This is a genomic window from Nonomuraea sp. NPDC047529 (assembly GCF_040642995.1).
Taxonomy (GTDB): Bacteria; Actinomycetota; Actinomycetes; order Streptosporangiales; family Streptosporangiaceae; genus Nonomuraea.
In genome coordinates this window covers 28,190-52,802 of the sequence record NZ_JBEYTJ010000011.1, presented here as the reverse complement: position 1 = coordinate 52,802, position 24,613 = coordinate 28,190, and the positions used below count along the sequence as shown (strand labels likewise).

The 24,613-nt window shown below is 73.6% G+C and carries 26 protein-coding genes; 13 read left to right on the top strand and 13 right to left on the bottom strand.

Annotated elements, in window-relative coordinates; translation table 11 throughout:
• Positions 1-5: 5 nt before the first annotated feature.
• The 6 genes from ABZ815_RS19280 (at position 6) to ABZ815_RS19255 (ending at position 6,504) form a co-directional block, all read left to right on the top strand.
• Positions 6-1,796 carry an FtsX-like permease family protein gene (locus ABZ815_RS19280; RefSeq protein WP_357699569.1) on the top strand — a complete coding sequence of 597 codons (1,791 nt, stop codon included), beginning with the start codon at positions 6-8 and terminating at the stop codon, positions 1,794-1,796.
• A gap of 306 nt (positions 1,797-2,102) precedes the next feature.
• The gene (locus ABZ815_RS19275; RefSeq protein ID WP_357699567.1) at positions 2,103-3,260 is read left to right on the top strand and encodes a Cmx/CmrA family chloramphenicol efflux MFS transporter; all 1,158 of its coding nucleotides are present in this window, start codon (positions 2,103-2,105) and stop codon (positions 3,258-3,260) included.
• A gap of 149 nt (positions 3,261-3,409) precedes the next feature.
• Positions 3,410-3,823: a helix-turn-helix transcriptional regulator gene (locus ABZ815_RS19270; RefSeq protein ID WP_357699565.1), complete on the top strand. Its 414-nt coding sequence runs from the start codon at positions 3,410-3,412 to the stop codon at positions 3,821-3,823.
• Between the two features lie 10 nt (positions 3,824-3,833).
• The gene (gene modA, locus ABZ815_RS19265; RefSeq protein WP_357699563.1) at positions 3,834-4,634 is read left to right on the top strand and encodes a molybdate ABC transporter substrate-binding protein; all 801 of its coding nucleotides are present in this window, start codon (positions 3,834-3,836) and stop codon (positions 4,632-4,634) included.
• 80 nt (positions 4,635-4,714) lie between these two features.
• Positions 4,715-5,476 (top strand): ABC transporter permease, encoded by a 762-nt coding sequence (locus tag ABZ815_RS19260; protein WP_357700085.1) that lies wholly within the window; start codon positions 4,715-4,717, stop codon positions 5,474-5,476.
• A complete protein-coding gene (locus tag ABZ815_RS19255; RefSeq protein ID WP_357699561.1) occupies positions 5,473-6,504 on the top strand; it encodes an ABC transporter ATP-binding protein in 1,032 nt (343 codons plus the stop codon). Before ABZ815_RS19260 ends, ABZ815_RS19255 begins: the two co-directional genes overlap by 4 nt.
• Here the strand turns inward: ABZ815_RS19255 and ABZ815_RS19250 are convergent.
• From ABZ815_RS19250 to ABZ815_RS19240, 3 genes are all read right to left on the bottom strand, one after another.
• Positions 6,492-6,722 (bottom strand): hypothetical protein, encoded by a 231-nt coding sequence (locus ABZ815_RS19250; protein WP_357699559.1) that lies wholly within the window; start codon positions 6,720-6,722, stop codon positions 6,492-6,494. The two genes, ABZ815_RS19255 and ABZ815_RS19250, sit on opposite strands and share 13 nt — an antisense overlap.
• Positions 6,723-6,793: 71 nt before the next feature.
• A complete protein-coding gene (locus ABZ815_RS19245; protein WP_357699557.1) occupies positions 6,794-7,120 on the bottom strand; it encodes an STAS domain-containing protein in 327 nt (108 codons plus the stop codon).
• Positions 7,117-11,289, bottom strand: coding sequence for a SpoIIE family protein phosphatase (locus tag ABZ815_RS19240; protein WP_357699555.1), 4,173 nt, complete (start codon positions 11,287-11,289; stop codon positions 7,117-7,119). The genes ABZ815_RS19245 and ABZ815_RS19240 overlap by 4 nt, the downstream gene beginning before the upstream one ends.
• 148 nt (positions 11,290-11,437) lie before the next feature.
• On the opposite strand from ABZ815_RS19240, the gene ABZ815_RS19235 reads away from it, so the two are divergent.
• Positions 11,438-11,560: a hypothetical protein gene (locus ABZ815_RS19235; RefSeq protein WP_357699553.1), complete on the top strand. Its 123-nt coding sequence runs from the start codon at positions 11,438-11,440 to the stop codon at positions 11,558-11,560.
• The gene (locus ABZ815_RS19230; RefSeq protein ID WP_357699551.1) at positions 11,539-11,895 is read left to right on the top strand and encodes an STAS domain-containing protein; all 357 of its coding nucleotides are present in this window, start codon (positions 11,539-11,541) and stop codon (positions 11,893-11,895) included. Before ABZ815_RS19235 ends, ABZ815_RS19230 begins: the two co-directional genes overlap by 22 nt.
• Positions 11,896-11,905: 10 nt before the next feature.
• Here the strand turns inward: ABZ815_RS19230 and ABZ815_RS19225 are convergent, their stop codons facing one another.
• The 4 genes from ABZ815_RS19225 to ABZ815_RS19210 all read right to left on the bottom strand — a co-directional run bounded on the left by ABZ815_RS19225 (position 11,906) and on the right by ABZ815_RS19210 (position 15,728).
• The gene (locus tag ABZ815_RS19225) at positions 11,906-12,661 is read right to left on the bottom strand and encodes a GntR family transcriptional regulator (protein ID WP_357699549.1); all 756 of its coding nucleotides are present in this window, start codon (positions 12,659-12,661) and stop codon (positions 11,906-11,908) included.
• A gap of 9 nt (positions 12,662-12,670) precedes the next feature.
• Positions 12,671-13,468: a tryptophan synthase subunit alpha gene (gene trpA, locus ABZ815_RS19220; RefSeq protein ID WP_357699547.1), complete on the bottom strand. Its 798-nt coding sequence runs from the start codon at positions 13,466-13,468 to the stop codon at positions 12,671-12,673.
• Complete coding sequence (trpB, locus tag ABZ815_RS19215; RefSeq protein WP_357699545.1) at positions 13,465-14,667, bottom strand: tryptophan synthase subunit beta; 1,203 nt, start codon at positions 14,665-14,667, stop codon at positions 13,465-13,467. Before trpB ends, trpA begins: the two co-directional genes overlap by 4 nt.
• A 104-nt stretch (positions 14,668-14,771) precedes the next feature.
• Positions 14,772-15,728, bottom strand: coding sequence for a transcriptional regulator (locus ABZ815_RS19210; RefSeq protein ID WP_357699543.1), 957 nt, complete (start codon positions 15,726-15,728; stop codon positions 14,772-14,774).
• A gap of 52 nt (positions 15,729-15,780) precedes the next feature.
• Here ABZ815_RS19210 and ABZ815_RS19205 point away from each other — a divergent pair, with 52 nt between their 5' ends.
• A complete protein-coding gene (locus tag ABZ815_RS19205; RefSeq protein ID WP_357699541.1) occupies positions 15,781-16,926 on the top strand; it encodes an epoxide hydrolase family protein in 1,146 nt (381 codons plus the stop codon).
• A 15-nt stretch (positions 16,927-16,941) separates the two neighbouring features.
• Here the strand turns inward: ABZ815_RS19205 and ABZ815_RS19200 are convergent, their stop codons facing one another.
• The 4 genes from ABZ815_RS19200 to ABZ815_RS19185 all read right to left on the bottom strand — a co-directional run bounded on the left by ABZ815_RS19200 (position 16,942) and on the right by ABZ815_RS19185 (position 20,084).
• Positions 16,942-17,232 carry a hypothetical protein gene (locus ABZ815_RS19200; RefSeq protein ID WP_357699539.1) on the bottom strand — a complete coding sequence of 97 codons (291 nt, stop codon included), beginning with the start codon at positions 17,230-17,232 and terminating at the stop codon, positions 16,942-16,944.
• Entirely contained in the window at positions 17,229-17,720 is a 492-nt protein-coding gene (locus ABZ815_RS19195; protein WP_357699537.1) for a hypothetical protein, read from the bottom strand. Before ABZ815_RS19195 ends, ABZ815_RS19200 begins: the two co-directional genes overlap by 4 nt.
• A 3-nt stretch (positions 17,721-17,723) precedes the next feature.
• The gene (locus ABZ815_RS19190; protein ID WP_357699534.1) at positions 17,724-19,121 is read right to left on the bottom strand and encodes a hypothetical protein; all 1,398 of its coding nucleotides are present in this window, start codon (positions 19,119-19,121) and stop codon (positions 17,724-17,726) included.
• 192 nt (positions 19,122-19,313) lie between these two features.
• Entirely contained in the window at positions 19,314-20,084 is a 771-nt protein-coding gene (locus ABZ815_RS19185) for an alpha/beta hydrolase (protein ID WP_357699532.1), read from the bottom strand.
• Positions 20,085-20,141: 57 nt separating this feature from the next.
• Here ABZ815_RS19185 and ABZ815_RS19180 point away from each other — a divergent pair, with 57 nt between their 5' ends.
• Positions 20,142-20,828 (top strand): TetR/AcrR family transcriptional regulator C-terminal domain-containing protein, encoded by a 687-nt coding sequence (locus ABZ815_RS19180; protein WP_357699530.1) that lies wholly within the window; start codon positions 20,142-20,144, stop codon positions 20,826-20,828.
• Between the two features lies 1 nt (position 20,829).
• Here ABZ815_RS19180 and ABZ815_RS19175 read toward each other — a convergent pair whose 3' ends face one another.
• Entirely contained in the window at positions 20,830-20,928 is a 99-nt protein-coding gene (locus ABZ815_RS19175; RefSeq protein ID WP_357699528.1) for a LuxR C-terminal-related transcriptional regulator, read from the bottom strand.
• Between the two features lie 303 nt (positions 20,929-21,231).
• On the opposite strand from ABZ815_RS19175, the gene ABZ815_RS19170 reads away from it, so the two are divergent.
• The 3 genes from ABZ815_RS19170 to ABZ815_RS19160 all read left to right on the top strand — a co-directional run bounded on the left by ABZ815_RS19170 (position 21,232) and on the right by ABZ815_RS19160 (position 22,972).
• Positions 21,232-21,627 carry a DUF2267 domain-containing protein gene (locus ABZ815_RS19170; RefSeq protein ID WP_357699526.1) on the top strand — a complete coding sequence of 132 codons (396 nt, stop codon included), beginning with the start codon at positions 21,232-21,234 and terminating at the stop codon, positions 21,625-21,627.
• A gap of 436 nt (positions 21,628-22,063) precedes the next feature.
• Positions 22,064-22,507, top strand: a complete 444-nt coding sequence (locus tag ABZ815_RS19165) for an Hsp20/alpha crystallin family protein (RefSeq protein WP_357699524.1) — start codon at positions 22,064-22,066, stop codon at positions 22,505-22,507.
• A 141-nt stretch (positions 22,508-22,648) separates the two neighbouring features.
• A complete protein-coding gene (locus tag ABZ815_RS19160; protein ID WP_357699522.1) occupies positions 22,649-22,972 on the top strand; it encodes a MerR family transcriptional regulator in 324 nt (107 codons plus the stop codon).
• Positions 22,973-23,189: 217 nt separating this feature from the next.
• Here ABZ815_RS19160 and ABZ815_RS19155 read toward each other — a convergent pair whose 3' ends face one another.
• Entirely contained in the window at positions 23,190-24,431 is a 1,242-nt protein-coding gene (locus ABZ815_RS19155) for a hypothetical protein (protein ID WP_357699521.1), read from the bottom strand.
• Positions 24,432-24,613: the final 182 nt, after the last annotated feature.

Below are 24,613 nucleotides of genomic sequence, written 5' to 3'. Positions count from 1 at the left end.
ACGTCATGGGCGCCGTCGTCCTGGTCGCCCGTCTGGTGCTGGCCGACCTGCGCCGGCACCGGGCCCAGGCCCTGATGCTGCTGCTCGCGGTGACCGTGGCCACCGCCACGATGGCCCTGGGCCTGTCCCTGGGCGACGCGAGCCGGTCGATGTACGAGCAGACCCGCGCGGCCACCGCCGGACCGGACGTGGTCGCGCTGTCCGGCGACACGGGTCGCGCGGCGACCTCGGCCCTGGCCGCGCTGGCCGACGACCCCGCCGTGGTCGCCGCCCACGGCCCCTACCGCATCGTCCACGCCGACCTCACCACGCGCGGTTCGACGTCGTCCGGGGTGGTGGTGCACGGCTTCGCCGAGCGGCCCGGCGCGGTCGACCGGCCGCTGGTGACCTCGGGCCGCTGGGTGAGCCCCGGCGGCACCGTCCTGGAACGCGGCTTCGCCACTGCCCTGGGCGTCGGCGTCGGCGACCGCGTCACCATCGCCGGCCGGTCGTACCCGGTCGTCGGGATCGCCGTCACCGCGGCCACCTCGATCTACCCGTGGGCGGCGCAGATCGGCCCCGGCGGCGGCCCCAGCGACTCCGGCGGCCTGGCCTGGATGACCCGGTCGGACGCCCGCACGCTGGCCTCCTCCCGGCGGCTCCCGGTGACCACGGCCATCGACCTCAAGCTGCGCGACCCCGCCGCGACCGAGGCGTTCCGCCAGGCCCACCGCGACCCCGACGTCCGGGTCGACTTCCACTCCTGGCAGTTCACGGCCACGCAGGACACCGTCATCCTCAAGGACAGCCGGCCGATCCTGGTGGTCGGGAGCTGGCTGCTCAGCTTCCTGGCCGTCACCGGCGTGGCGGCGCTGGCTGCGGGGCGCGCCGCCGAGCGGACGCGCCGGGCCGGGCTGCTCAAGGCCGTCGGCGCCGGGCCGGGGCTGATCGCCACCGTCCTGCTCACCGAATACCTGGCGCTGGCGCTGGCCGGCGACGCGCTGGGGCTGATGATCGCCCGCCTGGCCGCGCCCGGCCTGGCCAGCCCCACGGCCAGCCGGATCGGCGACGCGGCCGAGCTCGGCGGCGCTCCCGTCGTCACCGCGACCGTCCTCGCCGTGGCGGTGGCGGTGCTGTCCACGCTGCGTCCCACGGTGCGAGCCATGCGGACGGCGACCGTCACGGCGCTGTCCGCGACCGCGCGCCCGCCGCGTCACCGGCCCTGGCTCACCGCGCTGTCGGCGCTGCTGCCCACGCCGCTCCTGCTCGGCCTGCGGCTGACCGCCCGCAGGCCCGGCCGGGCCGTGCTCCAGGCGTGCTCCACCGCCACCACGGTGATCGCGGTCGTCGCCCTGCTGACCCTGCACGTCCAGCCCGAGCGGGGCTACGGCCTGGACGGCTCCTCCGTCCTGCCCAACCTGCGCGGCGAGCAGGACCGCCGGCTGATGCTCGCCGTCACCGTCCTGCTGATCGCCCTCGCCGTCGTCAACACCATCACGCTCACCTGGACCACGGCCATGGAGGCCCGCGCCAACCTGGCCGTCGCGCGCACGCTCGGCGCCACCCCCGGGCAGGTCGCCGCGGGGCTGTCCGCGGCCCAGCTCCTGCCCAGCCTGCCCGGCGCCGTCGCCGGCATCCCCCTGGGGCTGGGCCTGCTCTCGCTCTTCGCCGCCGGGAACTCGGTGCCGGCTCCCTCCTCCTGGGTGGTCGGCGCCGCGCTCGCCACCCTCCTGGCGACCATGGCGTGCACCGCCCTGCCCGCGCGGCTGGCCGCCCGCCGGCCCGTGGCCCAGGCACTCAGCGCCGAGACGGCGTGAGGCCGCGGGAATCCCGGTGGACGGGTTCCGTGATCTTGGATTAGGGTGGGGCGCATGTCCGGTCCCGAGGCGTCAAGACTCTAGCCACCGATCGTCGGTGGCTTCTCGTGATGTCAAACGGCAGCGCCGTCGCTGAGACCGCGCGCCCTCCCGTCACCGGATCACCTTCGCACGGACCGATTCCTCCCGGGCGTTCCGCCACCGTCGTGGCGTCGAACCCGGGCCTCTCCCCTTCGCGGTAGCGCCCGCGCCCTGCTGTGCCGCCGGCGCGCCGCGTTCCTTCGTGCAGCTCTTGGAGTTCCGCTCGTGCCTTTCGCCATCTACGTTCTCGGGCTGGCCGTGTTCGCCCAGGGAACGTCGGAGTTCATGCTGTCCGGGCTGGTCCCGGCCATCGCCACCGACCTGGGCGTGTCCGTCCCGGCCGCCGGCGCGCTGACGTCCGCGTTCGCCGCGGGCATGGTCGTCGGGGCGCCGCTCATGGCGCTGCTCAGCCTGCGCCGGCCGCGCCGGCAGTCCCTGCTCGTCTTCCTCGTCGCGTTCGTGCTCGTGCACGTCGTGGGCGCGCTCACCGATGACTTCGCCGTGCTGCTGGTCACCCGGGTCCTCGGGGCGCTGGCCAACGCCGGTTTCCTCGCCGTGGGTCTGGCCACGGCGGCCGGCATGGTCGCGCCGGACGCCAAGGGGCGGGCCACGTCCGTCCTGGTCGGCGGGATCACGCTGGCGTGCGTCGCCGGGGTGCCCGCCGGGGCCGTGCTCGGCCAGGCGTTCGGCTGGCGGTCGGCGTTCTGGGCGGTGGCCCTGATCTCGCTGCCGGCCGTCCTCGCCGTCGTGCGGTCGGTGCCGGGCGGCGGGCAGGAGACGGCCCGTCCCCGCGCCCGGCAGGAGCTGCGGGCGCTGCGCGAGCCGCGCCTGGCGGTCGCGCTGACGCTCGGCGCACTGGTCAACGCCGCCACCTTCTGCACCTTCACCTTCCTGTCGCCGCTGGTCACCGAGGTGAGCGGGTTCTCCGAGGGGTGGGTGCCGGTGCTGCTGGCGCTGTTCGGGCTGGGGTCGTTCGCCGGGGTGACCGCCGCCGGCCGCTTGTCAGACACGCGCCCGGCGCTGGTCCTCGTCGCGGGCGGGCTCGCCCTCCCGGTCGGTTGGGCGCTCTTCGCGTACGCGGCGGGCCATCCGGTCGTGGTGTTCGTGCTCGTCTTCGTCCAGGGGGCGCTGTCCTTCGCGGTCGGCTCGACCCTGATCGCCCGCGTCCTGTACGCGGCGGCCGCCGCGCCCTCGCTCGGCGGCTCCTTCGCCACCGCCGCGCTCAACGTCGGGGCCACCGCCGGTCCGGCCCTCGGCGGCGCGGCCATCGCCGCCGGTCTCGGCTACCGGTCCGCGCTGTGGGTCAGCGCGCTGCTGGTGGTCGCGGCCCTGGCCGTGGCGGCCCTGGCCCACAGGTCGTCCGCGAGCGTCACGCCCCGCTGAGCGAGAGGGGAGGATGGTCCGGCGGCAGTGACGGACGCGGTCGCCGGGTGTGCTCTCGTGGATGCCAGGGCACGCCCGGCGATCAGGCCGCTTTTGCATGGCCTGACCGGGCTTCAGGGTGGAATATGCGGAAGGTAGGGTGTGTGCTTGTGACGACGTTTCGGATCAGCGAGGCCGCGGCGCTGCTCGGGGTCAGCTCCGACACCGTCCGCCGGTGGGTCGACGCGGGCCGGCTGGCGGCCGGGCGCGACGAGCACGGCCACCGGCGGGTCGACGGCGCCGATCTGGCGGCCTTCGCCCGTTCGCAGATCGAGGCCGACGGCGAGGGCGGGCGCTCCTCGGCGCGCAACCGCTTCCGCGGGATCGTGACCGAGGTGATCCGCGACGCGGTGATGGCCCAGGTGGAGATCGCCGCCGGGCCGTTCCGGGTGGTGTCGCTGATGAGCCGCCAGGCGGCCGACGAGCTGGGCCTGGAGGTGGGGGTGGTGGCGGTCGCCGTGATCAAGTCCACCAACGTCGTCGTGGAGATCCCCGGCCACGAACGCGTGGCCACTCAGGTGTGAGGAGCCCCCCTTGAAGTTCAGGCGTCTTTCCCGATGGGCGATCGTCCTGCCCGTCGCGGTCACGCTGGCGGGCCTGGCCGGCTGCGGCTCCGGCACGCCGGCCACGTCCGCCTCCTCGGCCCCCGCGTCGTCGGCGGGCGGCGGAGAGCTGACGGTGTTCGCGGCGGCGTCGCTGACCGGCACGTTCACCGAGCTCGGCAAGAGCTTCGAGAGCGCCCATCCGGGCACGACGGTGAAGTTCAACTTCGGCTCCAGCGCCACCCTGGCCCAGCAGATCGTCCAGGGCGCCCCGGCCGACGTGTTCGCCGCGGCCAGCCCCGCCACCATGAAGACGGTCACCGACGCCTCCCTGGCGGGCGCGCCGACCACCTTCGTCCGCAACAAGCTGCAGATCGCGGTGCCGGCCGACAACCCGGCCAAGGTCGACGAGCTGAAGGACCTGGCCGACCCGAAGGTCAAGGTGGCGCTCTGCGCCGAGCAGGTGCCGTGCGGCGCCGCCGCCGTCAAGGCGCTCGGCGCGGCCGGCCTTACGGTCAAGCCGGTGACCCTGGAGCAGGACGTCAAGGCCACGCTCACCAAGGTGCAGCTGGGCGAGGTGGACGCCGCCCTCGTCTACCGGACCGACGTGATCGCCTCCGGCGGCAAGGTGACCGGCATCGACTTCCCCGAGGCCGGCCAGGCGATCAACGACTACCCGATCGCCGCCCTGACCAAGGCGCCGGCCGGCGACCTGGCCAAGCAGTTCGTCGACCTGGTGCTGTCCCCGCAGGGCAAGGACGTGCTGACCAAGGCCGGTTTCGAGGCCCCGTGACCTCTTCGTCCGGACGGCCTGTGGCGGAACCGCATGGCAAGCCCGCCACCGGCCGCGAGATCGCCGGGCGGGCGCCGTGGATGCTGGTCCTGCCAGCGCTGGCGGGGCTGGCGTTCCTGGTGCTGCCGCTGGCCGGGCTGCTGATCCGGGCCCCCTGGTCCACGCTGCTCCGGCGGCTGGCCGAGCCGCAGGTGCTGGAGGCGCTGCGGCTCTCGCTGGGCTGCGCCACCGTCGCCACGGCCTTCTGCCTGCTGCTCGGCGTGCCGCTGGCCTGGTTGCTGGCCCGGGTGTCGTTCCCGGGGCGGCGGCTGGTGCGCGCGCTGGTCACCGTGCCGCTGGTGCTGCCGCCTGTGGTCGGCGGGGTGGCGCTGCTGCTGGTCCTGGGCCGGCGCGGCCTGGCCGGGCAGTGGCTGGAGTCCGCCTTCGGCATCTCGCTGCCGTTCACGACGGCGGGGGTGATCGTCGCCGAGGCGTTCGTCGCGATGCCCTTCCTGGTGATCAGCGTGGAGGGCGCCCTGCGCGGCGCCGACCAGCGTTTCGAGGAGGCCGCCGCGACGCTCGGCGCCTCCCGCTGGACGGTGTTCCGGCGGGTGACGCTGCCCATGGTCATGCCGGGCGTGGTGGCCGGGGCCGTGTTGTGCTGGGCGCGGGCGCTGGGCGAGTTCGGGGCGACGATCACGTTCGCCGGGAACTTCCCCGGCACGACCCGGACGATGCCGCTGGCCGTCTACCTGGCGCTGGAGACCGAGCCGGAGGCGGCGATCGTGCTCAGCCTGGTGCTGCTGGCCGTCTCGGTGGTCATCCTGGCGAGCCTGCGCGACCGGTGGGTGAGCACGCCATGACCCTCGACGCCCACCTGGTCGTCGCCCGGCCCGCCTTCACCCTCGACGTCGCGTTGCGGGTCGCCGCCGGGGAGGTGGTGGCGCTGCTCGGCCCTAATGGCGCGGGCAAGACCACCGCCCTGCGCGCCCTGGCCGGGCTCACCCCGATGACCGCCGGGCACATCGGCCTGCGCGGCGCGCCGCTGCACACGCTGCCCGCCGAGGACCGTCCGATCGGCATGGTCTTCCAGGACTACCTGCTCTTCCCGCACCTGTCGGCGCTCGACAACGTCGCCTTCGGGCCGCGCTGCCAGGGCGTGCCCAAGGCCGAGGCCCGCCGGATCGCCGCCGCCCTGCTGGAGCGCGTCGGCCTGGCCGCCCACGCCGCCGCCAGGCCCCGGCGGCTGTCGGGCGGCCAGGCGCAGCGGGTCGCGCTCGCCCGCGCGCTGGCCGTGCGGCCCGAGCTGTTGCTGCTGGACGAGCCCCTGGCCGCGCTCGACGCCCACACCCGGCTGGAGATCCGCTCCCAGCTCCGCCGCCACCTGGCCGACTTCGACGGCGCGACCGTGCTGGTCACCCACGACCCCCTCGACGCGATGGTGCTGGCCGACCGGCTGATCGTCATCGAGGGCGGCGCGGTCGTCCAGGAGGGCTCGCCGGCCGAGGTCGCCCGCCATCCGCGCACCGACTACGTGGCCCGCCTGGTCGGGCTCAACCTCTATCGCGGCGTGGCCGACGGCGCCGGGGTCAAGGTCGGCGAGGTGCTGCTGCACGCGTCCGAGGAGCTGGACGGGCCCGCGTTCGTGGCGTTCCCGCCCGCCGCCGTGGCGCTGTACCGCAGCCGTCCCGACGGCAGCCCGCGCAACCTCTGGCAGGCCCGGATCGAGGGTCTCGAACGGCACGGCGACAACGTGCGCGTGCACCTCGACGGCCCCCTCACCGCCTTCGCCGACATCACCCCCGCCGCCGTCGCCGACCTCGACCTGACCCCCGGCCAGCGGATCTGGGCCTCGGTCAAGGCCACCGAGACGCACGCCTACCCCGCATGAGCGAGCTCCCGCCGTACGTCGGGCCACGCACGGTGCTCCCATAGTCGGTCGTCCACGCAGACCCTGATGCCGGTGACGCCGCTGACGTGCCGGCCGCCGCACCGGTCGCCCGGCATCACCAGGTGCGGCCCCTGGTCGTCGAGGGGCCGGCAGTCCATGCCGACGGCCAGCATCGCCGGCGTGTTGCCGAACTCGGGGTCGAGTTCGCTCCATGACACACTTACCTGCGAGGCCAAAACTTTGTAGCCCTCGCAGATGCCATGCCAGATGACCGAAAGTCCTTGCTTCCTCAGGCGTCGTGCCCGTCCGGCGACGGCTCGGCGTAGGTGATCTCCTCGACGGCGGCCACGTCGGCGAAGCCCGCGATCGTCAGGACGGGTTCGAGCAACGGGTTGGCGACCAGCCGGATCCGCGTGGCGTGCGTGAACAGGACGCTCAGGCCCGCGCTGTCCAGATACTCCACCCCGCGCAGGTCGACGAGCACCATGCTCTCGCCGGTCCTGATCAGCGCCTCCTCCAGGGCCCCGGCGTTGCTCATGTCGATCTCACCGGTGGCGGCGACGACCAGCGTGCCGTCGGGACGCGTCGAGGCCGCCAGGGTCAGAGGGGTGGTCATGAGCTGATCCTCGCATGCATGTCGACGGTGGTGCCGGCCGCGCCGGAGTTGATGGTGACCTCGTTCATCAGGGCGCGCATGAGCGCCACCCCCCGGCCCCGATGCAGGCTCGCCTCGGGCTCCGGAGGCTTCCAGCGGCCGGAGTCGGTGACGATGAGGCGCAGGTCGCCTGGGGTCGCGACGGCCCGCAGGCGGATCGTCGCGCCGGGGGCGTCGCGGTGGCCGTGCTCGATCGCGTTGGCGCACGCCTCCCCCGCCGCCACCAGCACGTTCTGCACCTGCGAAGGGGCGAGCTGGCAGCGGGCCAGCCACTCCCGCAGGGCCGAGCGGACGGGGGCGAGCTGGCTGGACTCGGCGGGGAAGTCCACCTCCAGCGGGGCGGGCTGGCGGTAGAGCAGCAGCGCGACGTCGTCGTTGAAGCCGCCGTCGGGGGCGAGGGAGGACATGACGGCGCCGGCCAGCTCCTCCAGCGGGGTGGACCGCCCGACCTGGACGGCGGTGCTGGCCTCGCCGATGCCGTCGGTCAGCGGACGCCGCCGCCGCTCGACCAGCCCGTCGGTGTAGAGCAGGAGCGTGGACCGGGGCGGCATGGTGCAGCCGGCCTCCGTGCGCCCGCGCGCGGACCGTACGGCCAGCGGGGTCGAACGGCCGCCCTCCAGCAGCGCGGTCGTGCCGTCGGCGTGGGCCAGGATGCCGGGGGGATGCCCGGCGCTGGCGTAGACGAGGTCGCCGGTGGCGGTGTCCAGGACGCCGCAGAAGACGGTGGTGCACCTGGCGCCCGGGATGAGGGCGGCGAACCGGTCGAGCGCGGTGAGCACCTGGGCGGGCCCGGCGTCCTGGAGCAGCAGGGCCCGGCAGGCGCTGCGCAGCTGTCCCATGACGGCCGCGGCCCCCAGCCCGCGCCCCACGCAGTCGCCGACGACGATCCCGATGCGCTCCTCGGACAGCGGCACGATGTCGTACCAGTCGCCGCCGACCTCCAGCGGGCGGGTGGCCGGCTCGTAGCGCACGGCGAAGCCGCTGGGCAGCCGGGACGGCCCGAGGATGGCGCGCTGGAGCGCCACGGCCGCCTCCCGCTGCTGGTCGAGGTGGTGCACCCGGTGCAGGCCCTGGCCCAGGTGTCCGGCCAGCAGCGCCAGCAGGGTCTGGTCCTCGCGGGTGAACGGCCGGTTCTGGCCCAGGTCGATCCAGACGGCCAGCAGGCCCTTGGGATGTTCCAGGGTGATGCCGGCGCCGTCGGCCTCGGAGGCGACCGCCCGCAGGGGCGGCTGCCCGCGCAGGCCCGCGAGCCGGGCGCGCACCTGCTCCGGCAGGTCCCGCCAGCCGGGCCCGGACGGCGCGCCGACCGGGTCGCGGGCGCCGTCCTCGTCCCAGACGACGGCCGTGACCTGGCGGGCGTGCCAGACCTCCTGGAGCGCGTCCAGCCCGCCGGCCAGGGCGTCGTTCAGGTTGTCGGCCTGCGAGACCCGCAGGCTGAGCGCGGCCAGCGCGCTCTCGCGCTGCACGAGGTAGTGCTCGGCGGTCACGTCGCGCATGGTGCCCACGACGCGGCGGCGGCGGGTGTCGGGGTCGGTGACCGCGTTGAACGTGACCGCGACCCACACCTGGTGCCCGTCACGGTGGGTGAGGGGGATGACCGCGCTGCCCCTGCCGTCGCCGACGAGCCGGTCGAACACCGCGGCGACCTGGGCGTGGGCCTGCGGGGCGCTCTCCTCCTCCGGCCACCACGGGTGCCGCGGGGTGTAGGGCAGACCCTCGGGGCCGTAGCCGAGGATGTCGGTGAACGCGGAGTTGATCTCGATCACCGCGCCGTCCGCGTCGGTGACGAAGAACGCCTCCTGCAAGGAGTCGATCATGGCGTTGCGCCAGCGGGTGTGGTGGTTGCGCAACCGCGCCAGCTCCACGTTGGCCCGCGCCCGCGCCAGCAGCTCGGCGGCCGAGAACGGCTTGACCAGGTAGTCGTCCGCGCCCGCCTCCAGGCCCTCGATCGAGGCCTCCTGCCCGGCACGGGCCGACAGCAGCAGCACGGGCACCCCCGCGGTACGCGGATCGGCCCGCAGCGCCGCGACCAGGGCCAGGCCGTCCAGGCGCGGCATCATCACGTCGCTGACCACGAGGTCGGGCTCGTCGGCGTGCACGGCGTCCAGCGCCTGGAGTCCGTCGCCGACGGCGGTGACCTGGTAACCGGCGCCCTTGAGCAGCCGGACGAGGTACTCGCGCATGTCCCTGTTGTCGTCGGCGATCAGCACCCGGGCCGGCGTGCCGTCGCTCAGCCCCGGCGGGCCGCCGCCGTCCGCCGAGACGTCGGAGGAGGACGTCCCGGCGGCGGTGTCGTCCTCGGGCAGCCAGCGCAGCGCCTCCTGCACGAACGGCTCGGCGCCGGCCGAGACCGCGTCCGCCGGGCGGGCCGGGATCAGGCTGCCGGGCGGAAGATGGCCGGCGCCGAACGGCAGCCGGATGGTGAAGGTCGTGCCCTCGTCCTCGGCGCTCTCGGCGGTGATGGTGCCGCCGTGCAGGCCGACCAGCTCCTGGACGAGGGCCAGCCCGATGCCGCTGCCCTCGTTGGAGCGCGAGCGGGCGCTCTCGATCCGGTGGAACCGTTCGAACAGGCGCGGCAGCTCCTCGGCCGGGACGCCGATGCCCGTGTCGGAGACGGTCACCACGGCCCCGCCGTCCCGTACGCCCACCCGGACGGCGATCGAGCCCTCGAAGGTGAACTTCAGCGCGTTGCTGAGCAGGTTGAGCACGACCTTCTCCCACATGGTCCGGTCGACGTGGACCGGCTCGTCCAGCGGCGGGCAGTCCACCTCGAACGACAGACCGGCCTTGTCGACCGCCGAGCGGAAGACGCTGGCCAGGTCGGCGGTCACCACCGCCAGGTCGACCGGCTCGTAGCGGGCCTGCATGCGGCCGGCCTCGATCCGGGAGAAGTCGAGCAGCGTGTTGACCAGCCGGCCCAGCCGCAGGGCGTTGCGGTGGACGACCTCCAGGTCCTGGCGCACCTCGGGGGCCGCGCCGGTCAGCGTGTTCCGCAACTCCTGCACCGGGCCCATGATCAGGGTGAGCGGCGTGCGGAACTCGTGGCTGATGTTGGAGAAGAAGACGGTCTTGGCCCGGTCGAGCTCGGCCAGCTCCTCGGCCCGCCGCTGCTGCGCCTGGTAGCTGCGGGCCGAGGAGATGCCGGTGGCGACGTGCCCGGCGGCCAGCTCGATGAACCCGCGGTAGGCGTCGTCCAGGGAGCGATAGCGGTTGAGCGCGGCCACCAGGAACCCGTACGGCATGCCGCCCTGTTGCAGCAGCGGCACCACCAGCGCCCGCGTGGGCGGCTCCGGCCAGTTCCCCGGCGGCAGCGCGGTGTACGGGGCCGCGTCGAGCGCCACGAGCGCCGCCTCGCCGCGGGCCGGGGCCTGCGCCGGCCACACCGCCTCAGGGTCGCCGGGCGTGACGGTGTCCGGGGCGGCCGGATGCCCGGCGGGCAGCCCCGTCGCCCCGGCCAGCCGCGCCCGGCCGTCGCCGTCGAACAGGTAGGTCAGGGTGAAGGGGAGGTCCTGGAGGTTGCGGCCGAGCTGGCGGCAGGCGAAGGTCAGCATCTCCTGCTCGGTGCGCACCACGCTGGGGTCGGAGCCGAGGTCGCGCAGGGTGGCCATGCGGCGTTCGCCGATGACCCGCTCGGTCTCCTCGCTGACCACGCAGAGCATGCCGACCACCGAGCCGTTGTCGTCGCGCAGCGGGCTGTAGGAGAAGGTGTGGTACGTCTCCTCCGGGTAGCCGGCCCGCTCCAGGAACAGCAGCAGCGCCTCGTCCCAGGTGGCCTTCCCGGTGGACAGGACGGCGTCGATCCGCGGGCCGATGTCCTCCCAGATCTCCGCCCACACCTCGCCGGCCGGCCGGCCCAGCGCCCACGGGTACTTCTGGCCCAGCGTGTCGCGGCGGTAGGCGGCGTTGCAGAAGAACGTCAGCTCCGGCCCCCACGCCATCCACATGGAGAACCGGGACGACAGCAGGATGCTCACCGCGGTCTTGAGGCTCTGCGGCCACTGCTCCGGGCGGCCCAGCGGGGTCGCCTCCCAGTCGACCTCGGCCAGGTCGCGGCCGACCTCGTCGTCCACGGTGAAGATCCCGGCCCCGGCCGCCGCCGGTCCCGGCTCACCGTGGTGGTCGCCTGTCATCCGGGTCCCCCTTCGGTTCGAGTGCGCCACGTGCTCTGCCCGCGATGGCGCCTTCGATGCGGTGGACCGGCAGGTCAGGCGTCACCTCGACCGTAGGTAGAATAGGCCAGACCACTCCGGGGGTCGGGCCTCCGCCCCTGCTCGGCGCATGCGCCGGCGGAGCGAGCGGAAGGAGCCGGACGTCAGCGCCGCCGTGCTCGCCCTGTCCGTCCCCGCCCGCTCGACGGGCGTCTCTCCCGAGGAGCCCCAGTGCAGCACGACCACGGTCTGAGCATCGCCACCCGGCCGCCCTCCGGCCGCATCCGCATCCTGGAGGTGGCCGGCGACCTCGACCACCACACCTCCCCCCGCCTGCGCGAGGCCCTCGACGAGCTCGGCCTCGCGCCGGGCGACGGCCTGGTGATCGAGATGTCGGGGCTGCGGTTCTGCGACTCCACCGGCATCTCCGTGCTGGTCGGCGCGCACCAGCGGGCCCAGGAGGCGGACGCCGGCCTGGCGCTGGCCGGGCTCAGCTCCGACATCGAGCACGCGTTCAAGATCATGGGGTTGACCCGCCTGCTCTCCTTCCACGAGAACACCGACCAGGCCATCGCCGCCCTGCGGTGAGGCGAAGGCGTCAGCTGGTCGCCCGCCAGGTGAGCGAGAGCCCGGTGGCGGCGCGTTCGGTCCGGATCTCCATCATGGTGCCCAGGATGGTGGCATGGTCGGACACGACAGGAACGCCGTCCGGCAGGTAGGTGATCCGGGTGCTGACCAGCACGGCACTGCCTTCGGGCTCGTGCAGGCGGCGCGCGGCGGCCGGGTCGAGCAGTCCGGGCCGGACCACCTCCGACGCCCGCGCGACCGCCACCCCGGCGTCGGCGAGCGCGGTGTAGAGGGAGACGGCGGTGAAGTCGCGGTCGCGGATCTGGTCGGCCATCGGCCTGCGCACCCAGGACACCTGGTGGACGGCGGGACGCCCGGCGAACTCCCGGACCCGCTCCAGCCGCAGGGCCGTCTCGCCGGGCGGCAGCCGCAGCTCGGCGGCGATCCGGTCGGGAGCCCGGCGCATCGCCCGCCCGGCCACCACGGTACGCACGTCATGACCCTGTTCCCGCAGGTCGTCGGCCAGGCTGCGGAGCGAGCCGAGCTGGTAGGCCAGGTGCGGCGGAGCCACGTACGTGCCCTTGCCGGGCCGCTGCACGATCAGCCGCTCGTCGCTGAGCTCGCGCAACGCCTGGCGCAGCGTCATGAGAGTGACCCCGTAGGAGGCGCTCAGCTCCCGTTGCGGAGGAAGCGCCTGGCCGGGGGCGTAATGGCCCGACCGGATCTTCGCGGCGAGGTCGGCGGCGATGGCGCGGTATCTCGCCTCGTGCCCGGCATCGGGGGTCATCGTGGTGCGTCACTCCTGGTCGAGGGCCCTCCGCAGGGTCGCGAGGAAGGCCCGCAGGTCGTCCGGCCCCGCTCCGTCGAGCACCCGCCGCATGACCGCGGCGCCGACCACCACTCCGTCGGCGTGCCGGCCGGCCTCCCGCGCCTGGTCAGGCGTGGAAATGCCAAATCCTAGCAAGATCGGCCGGTCGGTGTGGCGTCTGAGCCGCGCGGTGAGCTCGGCCGCCGAGCCGGCCAGGGTGGCCCGCTCGCCGGTGGTGCCCATCACCGACACCGCGTAGACGAATCCGCGGCTGCGGCGCGCGATCTCGGCCAGCCTCGGCTCCGGCGTCGCCGGGGAGGCCAGCAGGACCAGGTCGACCCCGGCGGCGGCGGCCACGTCGGCCAGCTCGTCGGCCTCGTGCACCGGCAGGTCGGGCACGATCAGGCCGTCGACGCCGGCCCGGCGCAGCGCCGCGCAGAACGCCTCGGGACCGTCGTGCAGCACCAGGTTGTAGTAGGTGCTGGCGACCAGCGGCACGCCCAGGTCCCGGACCTCGGCCAGGTCGGCGAGGATCCGGCGGGTGCTCGCCCCCCGGGCCAGCGCCGTCTCGCTCGCCTGCTGGACGGTGACGCCGTCGAGCGTGGGGTCGGAGAAGGGCAGGCCGACCTCGACGGCGTCCGCGCCGGCTGCGGCGAACGCCCGCAGGTACTGCGTCCAGCCGGGCGTGACGCCTCCAGTGACGTACGGCATGAGCAGGGCGCGGCCGGTGTCGCGGCGGGCACGCAGGTGGCGTTCGACCGTGCCGGGGGTCAGGGTGTGCGTCACAGCAGCTCCTTCAGGGTGGAGATGTCCTTGTCGCCCCGGCCGGACAGCGTCATCAGCACGGTCGACCCCGCGGGCAGTTCGCCGCCGGCCTCGCGGATCACCCAGGCCAGGGCGTGCGCCGATTCCAGCGCCGGGACGATGCCCTCGGTGCGCGCCAGCCGCAGCGCCGCGGCGACGGCCTCCTCGTCGGTCACCGTGACGTAACGGGCCCGGCCCAGCTCGCGCAGGTGGGCGTGCTCCGGGCCGACGCCCGGGTAGTCGAGCCCGGCGGCGATGGAGTGCGCCTCGACGATCTGCCCGTCGTCGTCCTGGAGGAACAGCGAGCGGCAGCCGTGCAGGACGCCGAGCCGGCCGAGGGTGGCCCCGGCGCCGCCCTCCGCCTCGACGCCGACGAAGCGCGCCGGGGTGTCGGCGAATCCGGCGAACGTGCCGGCCGCGTTGGAGCCGCCGCCGACGCACGCGACGACGTGGTCCGGCACGCCGGTCCGCAGCTCGGCGGCGAACTGCGCGCGGGCCTCGTCGCCGATGACCCGCTGGAACTCCCTGACCATCCACGGGTAGGGGTCGGGCCCGATGACCGAGCCGACGCAGTAGTGGGAGTCGCCGGTGGCGCCGACCCAGTGGCGCATGGCCTCGCTGGTGGCGTCCTTGAGCGTGCGGCTGCCGGTGCTGACGGGGACCACCTCGGCGCCCAGCATGCGCATGCGGAAGACGTTCAGGCTCTGCCGTTCGATGTCGCGTTCCCCCATGAAGACGGTGGCCTCCAGGCCGAGCAGCGCGGCGGCGGTCGCGGTGGCCACCCCGTGCTGGCCCGCCCCCGTCTCGGCGATGAGCCTGCGCCGTCCCATCCGCTGGGCGAGCAGGGCCTGGCCCAGCACGTTGTTGATCTTGTGGGAGCCGGTGTGGGTGAGGTCCTCGCGCTTGAGGAGGAGTCGCACGCCCAGCTCCTGCGACAGCCGGCGGGCCGGGGTCAGCGGGGTCGGCCGTCCGGCGTGCAGGGCGAGCAGTTCGGTCAGGGCGCCTCGGAAGCCGGGATCGGCCCACGCCTCCCGGAACGCCTCGTCCACCTCGCGGCACGCCTCCACCAGGGACTCCGGGGCGTACCGGCCGCCGTACTCGCCGAACCGGCCACGGGCGCCGGGCTCGCCCATGAGGCCGTCCGCCGGGACGGGCGCACGCCATGGCGACAGATTGGGCATCACACTCACCTCGTTCTATAACTCTTAGAAGAGTTCTATAACAGTGAGTGTGACATGGGTGAGGTGCGCCGCGCCACCCCGGCCCCGCCCGCCAAGGCGTCGGGTCACGCCGGGCGGGCGGCGTCGAGGAGGCGGGCGCCGAGGTCGCGGACGTGCGCGACGAGCTCCGGCGGTTCGTGCACCTCGAACGGGACGCCGAGCTGCCCCACCCACATCACCAGCTCGTCCAGGGAGTTCGAGCCGGCGGACAGCACGCAGGAGCCGTCGTCGGCCGGCTCGATCACCGCCATGGTCGGCGGCATCCGGGCGGCGACGACGTCGGCCGGAGCCCGCACCGTGAACCGCCCCCGGTAACGGTAGGGATCGACGGAGATCCGCTCGGAGACGTAACGGGCGAGGTCGGGGCCGGGCGGCTCGCGGGGCGTGAAGCGCGGCCCGTTCGGGGTGCGCAGCCGCATCCGGTCGACGCGGAAGGTGCGCCAGTCGCCCCGGCCGGTGTCCCAGGCCACCAGGTACCAGCGGCGACCGGAGTTGACCAGCCGGTACGGCTCCGCGCCACGGCGATCCCGCGCGCCGTCGTGGGAGCGGTAGTCGAACCGCAGGCTCTCCCGGTGGCGGACCGCCGCGGCGATCGCCGTGAGCACGCCCGGGTCCACGGCCTCCGCCGCCCCCGTCAGCGGGACCGTGACCGAGCGCAGGTCGCCGACGCGACTCCGGAGCCGGGACGGAAGCACCTGTTCGAGCTTGGCCAGAGCGCGCACCGACGTCTCCTGGATCCCCGTCACGCCGGAGACCGCCGCCGTGCCGAGCCCGATGGCGACCGCCACCGCCTCGTCGTCGTCGAGCAGCAGCGGCGGGAGCCCCGCCCCGGCGCCGAGCCGGTAGCCGGCCGTGCCCGGGGTGGCCTCCACGACGTAGCCGAGCTCGCGCAGCCGGTCGACGTCGCGGCGGATCGTACGGTGCGAGACGCCGAGCCGTTCGGCCAGCTCACCGCCCGACCACTCCCTGGGCGTCTGCAACAGCGACAACAAACGCAACAGTCGTGCCGACGTCTCCAGCATGCCGTCCATGCTAGGACCGGAACTGTCCTAACCGGCCCCTAACGTGCAGGACATGAACGACGACCCGCGCATTCACCCGTTCCGCATCGACGTCCCGCAGGCCGAGCTCGACGACCTGCGCGCCCGCCTGGCGGCGACCCGCTGGCCGGACGAGCTGCCCGGCGTGGGCTGGTCCTACGGCGTCCCGGTCGGGCATGCCAGGAAGCTGGCCGAGTACTGGCGCACCACGTACGACTGGCGGGCCGCCGAGGAGCGGCTGAACGCCTTCGACCAGTTCACCACCCACATCGACGGCCAGAACGTGCACTTCCTGCACGTCCGCTCGCCCGAGCCCGGCGCGCTGCCGTTGATCGTCACGCACGGCTGGCCGGGCTCGGTCGCCGAGTTCATGGACGTCATCGGCCCGCTCGCCGACCCGGCGGCGCACGGCGGCGACCCGTCCGACGCCTTCCACGTCGTCGTCCCGTCGATCCCCGGGTTCGGCTTCTCCGGCCCCACCACCGAGACCGGCTGGGACCTGGAACGGGTCGCGCGGGCCTGGGCGGTGCTGATGGACCGGCTCGGCTACCACCGCTACGGCGCGCAGGGCGGCGACAGCGGCTCGGTGATCTCGCCGATGCTCGGCCGCGCCGCGCCCGCGAACGTCGTCGGCGTGCACGTCAACGGCGCGCTCGGATTCCCTTCCGGCGACCCGGCCGAGTTCCAGGGGCTCACCCCTGACGAGCTCGCCCGTCTGGGCCAGTACCAGGACCAGGACCGGGCCGGTTACGCCATCCTCCAGGCGACCCGGCCGCAGACCCTCGCGTTCGGCCTGCACGACTCCCCCGCCGCCCAGCTGGCGTGGATCGTGGAGAAGTTCAAGGAATGGACCGACCCCGCCCGCGAGCTGCCCGAGGACGCGGTCGACCTCGACCAGATGCTCACCGACGTGAGCATCTACTGGTTCACCCGAACCGCCGCCTCCGCCGCCCGCCTGTACAAGGAGGGGCAGAAGGGCTGGGGCGCGGTGGCCGAGTACTCCGGGCTGCCGCACGGCGTCGCCGTCTTCCCCGGGGACGCCGGAGTGCGGCGGATCGCCGAGCGCGAGCACAACGTGGTGCACTGGTCGCAGTTCGACCGGGGCGGCCACTTCGCCGCGATGGAGGCCCCCGACCTGCTCGTCGAGGACGTCAGGACATTCTTCCGCCCCCTCCGCTGACCTCCGCTGACGGCGTCACCGCAGGCGCTGGGCGGCGGCCGCGCGGATGGCCACGGCGTACGGCTCGTCGGCCGCCCGGGTCGAGAGCGGCAGGTCCGAGAAGGGGACGAGCGCCGGATGGCCGGGATCGCGGGTGCTCATCCACGCCGACCAGGCATCGTGGACGTCCTCGGCGCTCACCTGCTCGCCCTTGGCCCGCAGCAGCACCGCGTACAGGACGAACAGCTCGGCGGCGTCGTCCGGCGGCGCGGCCTCGGCGGGCAGCAGGCTGCGGATCAGGCGCGCGTCGGCGTCCAGATAGTTCATGCCAAGAGTCTGCCTGCCAGGAGGAGCAGATGCAGCATCACGAACAGGCCGGGCACGATCCGCTCGGTGCTGCCCAGGTCGGCGTAGCGTCCGCGCCACGGCCCCGTACGGCTGGCCAGCAGCGCCTGCCACTCCTTCCCGAACGGCTGCACGGGAAGCTGCAGCTCGATCTCGTTGATGACGGCGAACTTGGCCCGGTTGAGATCGCGGTAGCTGCGCAACTGCACCCACCACGTGCCCGACAGCACCACCCCGACCAGCGCGAACACCATCGAGACCGGCAACGATCGCGCGCCGGTGAACAGCGACAACGCCGAGACCGACAGCAACGCGCTCTGGATGGACAGGAAGAAGGCGTTGGCCAGGGTGCGCCGGGCCGAGACCCGGTCGGCCATCTCCACCGCGAGCTTGTAGAGCTCGATCACCGGAGCCAGGTCGTCGCCGGGGGCGGACGGCGTGGACAGCTCGGCACGCGGGGCGGTCACCATCGATCACCTCAGTCGTTTCTGCGCATGGGACAGGATGTGGTACGTGGCTCTGTGGCCGCCGACCGGGACCTGGCCGACCAGCAGGGTCCTGGTGCCGTGGCCGGCGTTGGGCGAGCCGGGCGCCATCCTCGACCACGCGTTCCTGACGTGCGTGGTCAGGTAGCCGGTGTCGCTGCCGGTGTCGGCCAGGACGACGACGCGGTGGACGGGGTAACGGTCGATGACGCGCTGCAGCTCGTAGCCGGTGCCGATGTTCTCCTTCTGGAAGCCCGACAGGTCGATGACGACGAGGTCGGCCAGATCCAGGAGGGTGTCGACGGCGCGTTTCCAGTAGGCGCCGTGGCACAGGAAGGCGGACATGGGATAGCCGCCCTTGAAGTCCCAGACAGGCAGGGCTCTGCCGCCGACGTCCCTGAGGAGGTGGAACCCGCGCGGCAGCGGCTCGAAGGAGCGCGCGTCGAGTTCGCGCCGCATGCGCTGGTCGGAGGCGACGAACAGGTTCCCGAGCGTCCCGGCGCGGCGCATCCGCACCAGGTCGGACCGGCGCACGGAGGCGGCGCTGCGCAGCAGGTGCACATACCCCCAGCGGCGGAAGGCCCCCTTGACGAAGTCGCGCATCCGCAGCTCGTTCTCGAACAGCCGGAAGTAGGCGATGTTCAGCGGCGGCAGGCCGAAGACGTTGCGGGTGGCGCTGACCTTGGGCAGGCCGAAGATGACGTCGCCGGGCGGCGCGTAGTTGGTGATCCTCAGCTCGGGCACGACCGGCGCGCGGTAGCGGGACAGGGCGGCGGTGGCGGGCGGCATCAGCTCGGCGAACGCCGGGTCCTGCGAGAGCTTGCGCACCTGCCAGGCCAGCAGCCGCCGCCGCGTGACGTCGACGCCCACCACGATCAGCACGACCAGCCCCACCCCGGTGGCCACGGAGGCGAACAGGATCGCGTCCTCCTCGCGCTGTCCCATCCGCTCGGGCGTGAGCAGGATGCCCAGTCCCACCATCGCCAGCGGGATGGCCACCCACGCCAGGACCAGCCCCAGGACGTTGCCCAGCGTGGCCCGGCCCGGTCTCGACCTCCGCAGGGCGGCGCCGTGCTCGGCCGAGGGCGGCAGCAGCAGCGCCTTGACCGGATCGCGCGCCTGCCGTCGCTGCGACAGCGCGATCCGCAGGCGGGCCACCCGCACGACCAGCGCGACGGTGAACAGCGCGCAGGCCAGGCCGGCGCCGGCGGACAGCAGGGGGAACAGGGCGGAGTCGCGGGGAATCTCCACGTAGACGTTCAGCTCGGGGCCCCAGCCGCTCCTGTAGGCGTGGGCCAGCGAGGCCACGCCTCCGGTGTAGAGGCCGCCGAGCAGGTTGCCGCGCGCCGCTTCGGCCTCGGCCGCGGGGTCGAGCCGGTACCGCATGATCCACCTCCGTTCCCACAGAGTGTGACCACCCAGGCGCCCCTGCGCCTGAGTAGCCCCTACTCAGGCGCCGCGGTGAATCGGAGTCCCTGCGGTACGGCCGCCTTGGTCTCCGGCCGCATGGCCCAAGTGTCGTGCGGCTGAGATCCGTCGGCAACATCGAATTCGGCGCCCCGCCCCTCGGGGGCGGGCTCAGTCGACGATCACCTTCTCGGCCAGCTCCCGGATGACGCGGGCCACCTCGGCCGGCTTCTTCAGGTCGGCTCCGTGATCACATCCGGACAGCACCACCCGCTCGGCGCGCGGCATCACGCGCTGGATGGCGTCCAGCCGCTCGGCCAGGTGCGCCGGGCTGAGCTCGCCGCCGAGCAGGACCGTGGGGACCTCGATCGCGGCGTAGGCGTCGAGGCGCACGCCCAGCCGGTCCATCGCCTCCAGGTCGTCGAGCTGCCTGGGGATCAGACGGCGGTAGTACGGGATGAGGGCCGTGATCGCGCCGCCGAGCCACGCCTGCCAGCCCGGCAGGCCGATGGTGCCCCGCAGGAAGACCGTCAACGCCTTGCCCGGCCTGCCCGACGCCATTGCCGCGCGAGCCCGCCGGAGCACCACGCCGCCCTCCCCCGACAGCGGCGGCCCGATCACCGCGGGCGGCTCGAAGATCACAGCACCGGCGAACGAGGACGGCGAGGCCACCAGGGCCTCCAGCGCGACCACCGCGCCGGAGGAGTGGCCGTAGAGAACCACCGGCCCCCCGGCGGACCGTACGAGCGCCAGCAGGTCCGCGACCTCCTGCTCCACCTGGACGGGCGCGCCGCGCTCCGGCCGGTACTGCAGGCGGTCCGGTCGCAGCACCCGGTAGCGGCCGGACAGGAGCGCGGCCACCTTCCCGCATCGCCTCCCGTCGGACAGCCCCGGATGGACCATCACGATCGGCGGCCCCTGCCCCTCGTCGTGAACACCCACCGCGCCTCCTCACTTAGCATTGCTAAGGACGTCACTTAGCAACGCTAAGCTACGCGTATGCCCGACGACAAGAGGCCCGGCCTGACCAAGCAGACACTGATCGACACCGCCCTTCGTCTGCTGGACGAGGTGGGGCTGGAAGGGCTCACGGTTCGGCGGCTCGCCGCGGAGCTCGGCGTCCGGTCCCCCGCGCTGTACTGGCACATCCGCACCAAGCAGGAACTGCTCGACGGGATGGCCGACGCGATCTGCCGGGCTCCGGGCATGGGGCCGCCTCGTGACGACGAGTCCTGGCAGGACTGGCTCCTGCGCCGCGCGCGGGCGTACCGCGCCACGCTGCTGGCCCGGCGTGACGGCGCACGCGTGGTCGCCCACGCCCGCTCACTGGGCCCCGAGACCGTGGCCCTGTTCGATCAGGAGCTGACGGCCATGGTCGAACGCGGCTTCACACCGGCCCTGGCGCTGCACACGATCGCCTCCCTGACCTACTACGTGAACGGATTCGTCCTCCAGGAGCAGGCTGCGGCGCGGACGCCGGGGTCCCTGGAGCAGGCGCCGGCCATGCTGCTGGCCGCCCTGCGCGAGGGCGGCGGGCCGGCCGGCGAGAAGGCGTTCGAACACGGCCTGCGCGTGCTCATCGACGGGACGTCCGCCGCGCTGTCCCCCGCCCCCGGCACCGGCCGGCAAGGCAACCGCACGCCCGGAAGCACTGGCGGGGCGTCGCCACGTCCCCGCAATCCGTAGCTCAGAGGCTCTGACGGACGTGGTTCGCCGCCTCGGTTCGGTGGCGGACGCCGATCTTGGCGAAGGCGTTGTCGATGTGCGTCCTCACCGTCGTCTCCACGATGACGGGGGTGGCCCTCGCACATGAGCTGCCCGTCGACCACCGCCACCCTCATCCGGGCACCTTCGCTCTCACCAGCGCGGGCCCGGCGGAGGACGTCGCCGGCCGCGGTGGGCAGGGTGATGTGGTCGGTAGCGGTTAGCGGTCACCGGTGACGGGGACGTATCGGACTTGGGTGATGGCTTGGCGGTTACTGTGCGGGCTTGTGCCGGTCAGCCGTGACGGGCCGGAACCGGGGTTGGGGGCTCCCATCCCGTGTGACAGGCCCGCCGCTGCGGCGGCTGTCGGACAGGAAGGGGCATCATGCGGATGCGGTGGGACGCGTTCTTGGCCGCGACCCAGGAGCGCGGCGAATACCCCTCGCGGGAGGAGGCGGAGCAGGCATCCCGCGTCGTCCTGGCCCTGCTGGGCGCGCACCTGGTGGGCGAGGTGCGCAATGAGCTGGCCGCCTGGCTCCCCGAGACGCTGGCGCAGGTCCTGCTCAACCCTCTGCCGGCCTACGAACCGCTGACGGCCGAGCGGTTCGTCCGGGCGACCGCGGCCTGGATCGAGGGTTCCACGGAGAAGACCGCGACGTGGGACGTCAGCGCCGTGCTCAGCGTCGTGGCCGACACCGCGGGCGAGGACCTGATGAAGCGGATCCTGCTGCAGCTCCCGCCCGGCTACGACCTGCTGTTCGGCCGCCCACAGCCAATCTGACGACCAGCCCCTCCGCGGAGGGGGGCCGGCGCAGCAGGCGGCGCCGGGCGGAGCTTGGGCCCCGCTGCCAGGCGCCCGCGCCTCGAGGTTGATCTTCCGCACCCCGTGTAGACGCACCGGTGATGCGCCCTTTCTGCGGGCACGCCCAGGGAGCGAGCCCGCAGCATCCAGCCTGATCAACAAACGGAGCGGCTCCCATGCTGCCCGCTTCCTCCGCCTTCCTGCCGGACGGACCCGCCGTCGGACGGACTGCCTTCATCCCTGACTCCACGAGACCGTTGGTGATGCTGCCGTTTGCCTGCTTCGAGCTGGGGTTATCTGCATTCTTGACAACCCGGGCCTGCAGATTCTTATAATCCGAACGAGAGGTTCCCTCATAGGGAAGGGACAGGAAGCCCGGGCCGGGAAGGCGGCTCGGGGGTCTTCGGAGGTGACGATGATGCTGCTGACGTCGATCGACCCGTTCGTGCAGGAGTTCGAGCGTCAGTTCGACCGGCTGGCCCGCGAGGCCGCCGCACAGAGCGGCGGCGCGGTCATGCCGATGGACGGGATCCGCCGCGCCGACGATGTGGTGCTGCGCTTCGATCTGCCCGGCATCGACCCCGATTCCATCGAAGTGACCGTCGACCGCGGGGTGCTGTCGGTGTCGGCGCGCCGCGAGGAGGAATACGGCGAGGACGAGCGAGTGTTCGTCCGCGAACGGGTGATGGGTACGTTCACCCGCCGCGTCTACCTGTCCGAGCACCTGGACGCCGACGCGATCGACGCCGCCTACTCCAACGGCGTGCTGGTCGTGCGCATCCCGGTGCTCGAGCGCGCCAAGCCGCGCAAGGTGGCCATCCACCATGGCGGCGACATTCACAAGGCGATCAAGCGCTGACCACCCAGGGGGACCACACTCCGCAGGAGCGTCCGAACGCTACGGCGGGCGCGAACCGCCCCCGGCGGCGCAGAGCACAAGCGCCGGGGCGGGTGCGCGCCCGCCGGCATCACTACTCCCGGGAGAAGGGAGCCCCCCTGGATGAGCTTTTCCCTCGATGACGAGTACGCGCCCCTGTTCACCGTCGGCCAGGTCGCGGCGATGCTTCAGGTGCAGCAGGCCTTCCTGCGCCGTATCGACGACCAGCAGTTGGTGTCCCCGCAGCGCTCCACCGGCGGGCAACGCCGCTACAGCCGCCGCGAGATCAACCGCATCCAGCAAGTGGTCGTCATGAAGGACCAGGGCATGACCCTGCCCGCCATCCGCCTCATCCTGGAGTTGCAGCATGAGCTCGCCCAGGTCACCCGCGAGCGGGACGAGCTGGCCCGCCGCCTGGCCAACCTGCAGCCGGACCCGAACACCTGACGCGCCCCACGCCACCTGCCGCACCCGCCGGCAAGCCCGTCGCGATCCCCGCGGTCGAGGCTGACCCGGCCGAACCTCTCTCCGCGGCCCGTCTCTGCCGTGTTCCGGTGGCACCCGCACGCAGTCTCCACCGGCACCGACGAGGAGCCCTGGATCTGCCCCGAGCGAGGGCGTCGGGGTGCCGTGTCACCTGGGCTCACCACCTGGGCTCCCCGGTTCACGGCGCATGGTCGGACACGGGCTCGGGGGGCCGGGCCGGTCCCTGCGCCCGCAGTTCGGCGGCGACCGCTCGTTCCCGGAGCCGGGCGGCCTCCGCGCGTGCCGCCTCCAGCTCGGCCCGCACGTCCGCCAGCCGTACACGTTCCAGCCGCAACTCCGCCAGCAGCTGATCGCGTTCCTTGACCGCCGCCGTGGCCCGCGCCTTCTCCCGCGCGTGCTGTTTGTGCTCCTTGGCCAGCGCCGTGGCGGCGTCCTGCTCGGCCGCCGCCAGCTTCAGGGCCAGCTCGCCCGCCTCGGTCGCGGCCTGGGCGGCCTCCCGCAGCGCGATCGCCCCGTCCCGCTCGGCCTCGGCGGCGGCGCGTTCGGCGCGTTCGGCCCGCGCCACGGCCCGCTCCCGCTCCTGCGCGGCCGCCTCCTCCCGGGCCCGGGCCGCGATCACCGCACGCTCGGCCAGCTCGCGCGCCCGCCCGGCCGCCGCCGTCTCCTCGCGGGCGTGATCTCTCTCCTCCCGCGCCCGGTCGGCCTCCGCCCCCGCCTGTACGGCCTGCGCCCGCGCCTCCCCGGCCCGCTCCTCGGCCGCCTCCACCTGCTCGGCCAGCTCCTGAACGACCTGATCCCTGGTCTGCTCGGTCAGCTCCGCCTGGCGCGAGGTCTCCTTCACCCGCCGTTCGGCCTGCTCGGCCCGCCGGATCGCCTTCTCGGCGGTCTGCAACGCCTGGCGTTCGGTGCTGGCCGCCTCGCGCAACGCGGCCAGGGCCTGCTCGCGGGCGCGTTCGGCGTCCTGGAGGGCCGTCTCGCGCTCGTTCTCGGCCTCCTCCAGCCGCTCTCGCATCTCGGCGGTCTGGCGGCGGGCGTGCTCGGTGGCCTCGCGGGCGAGGCGTACCTGCTCGAAGGCCTGTTCGCGTTCGGTGCGGGCGATCGCCACACGTGTGTGGGCCTCGGCCTGGACGGCGCTGAGCTTGGCCTCGACCCCGGCCGGGCTCAGCTCGTCGGCCAGGGCCTTGGCCAGCGGCTCGATGGCCGCGACGAGGCCGCTCTCCATCCTGTCGTACAACTGCTCGGCCCTGGCCAGCGCGCCTTCCAGCCCCGGGGTCGCCCGCCGCAGCTCGCGCTCCCGCTTGGCCGCCGCCTGGCATCCCTTCTCCGGACAGTACGACTTGGGCCGCCCTCTGCCCGGCCGCTGCTCGACGGGAGCTCCACAATGCTTGCAAGGCGTCACCACGCCGACCTCCGCAGTCACGGCGACACCCTAACATTTTCTAATTTCTGGAAATTCAAATACGGAAATTAACCGTGAGCGTGCACTGGCAAGGTGAAGGGGTGTTCGTATGGCGCCCCGCGACGTCCAGAACCCCGGCGCCGCAGGTCAACGCCGTGGCTCTGGACGCCTGCCGGGCATGCGCCCCACATCCGGCCGACCAC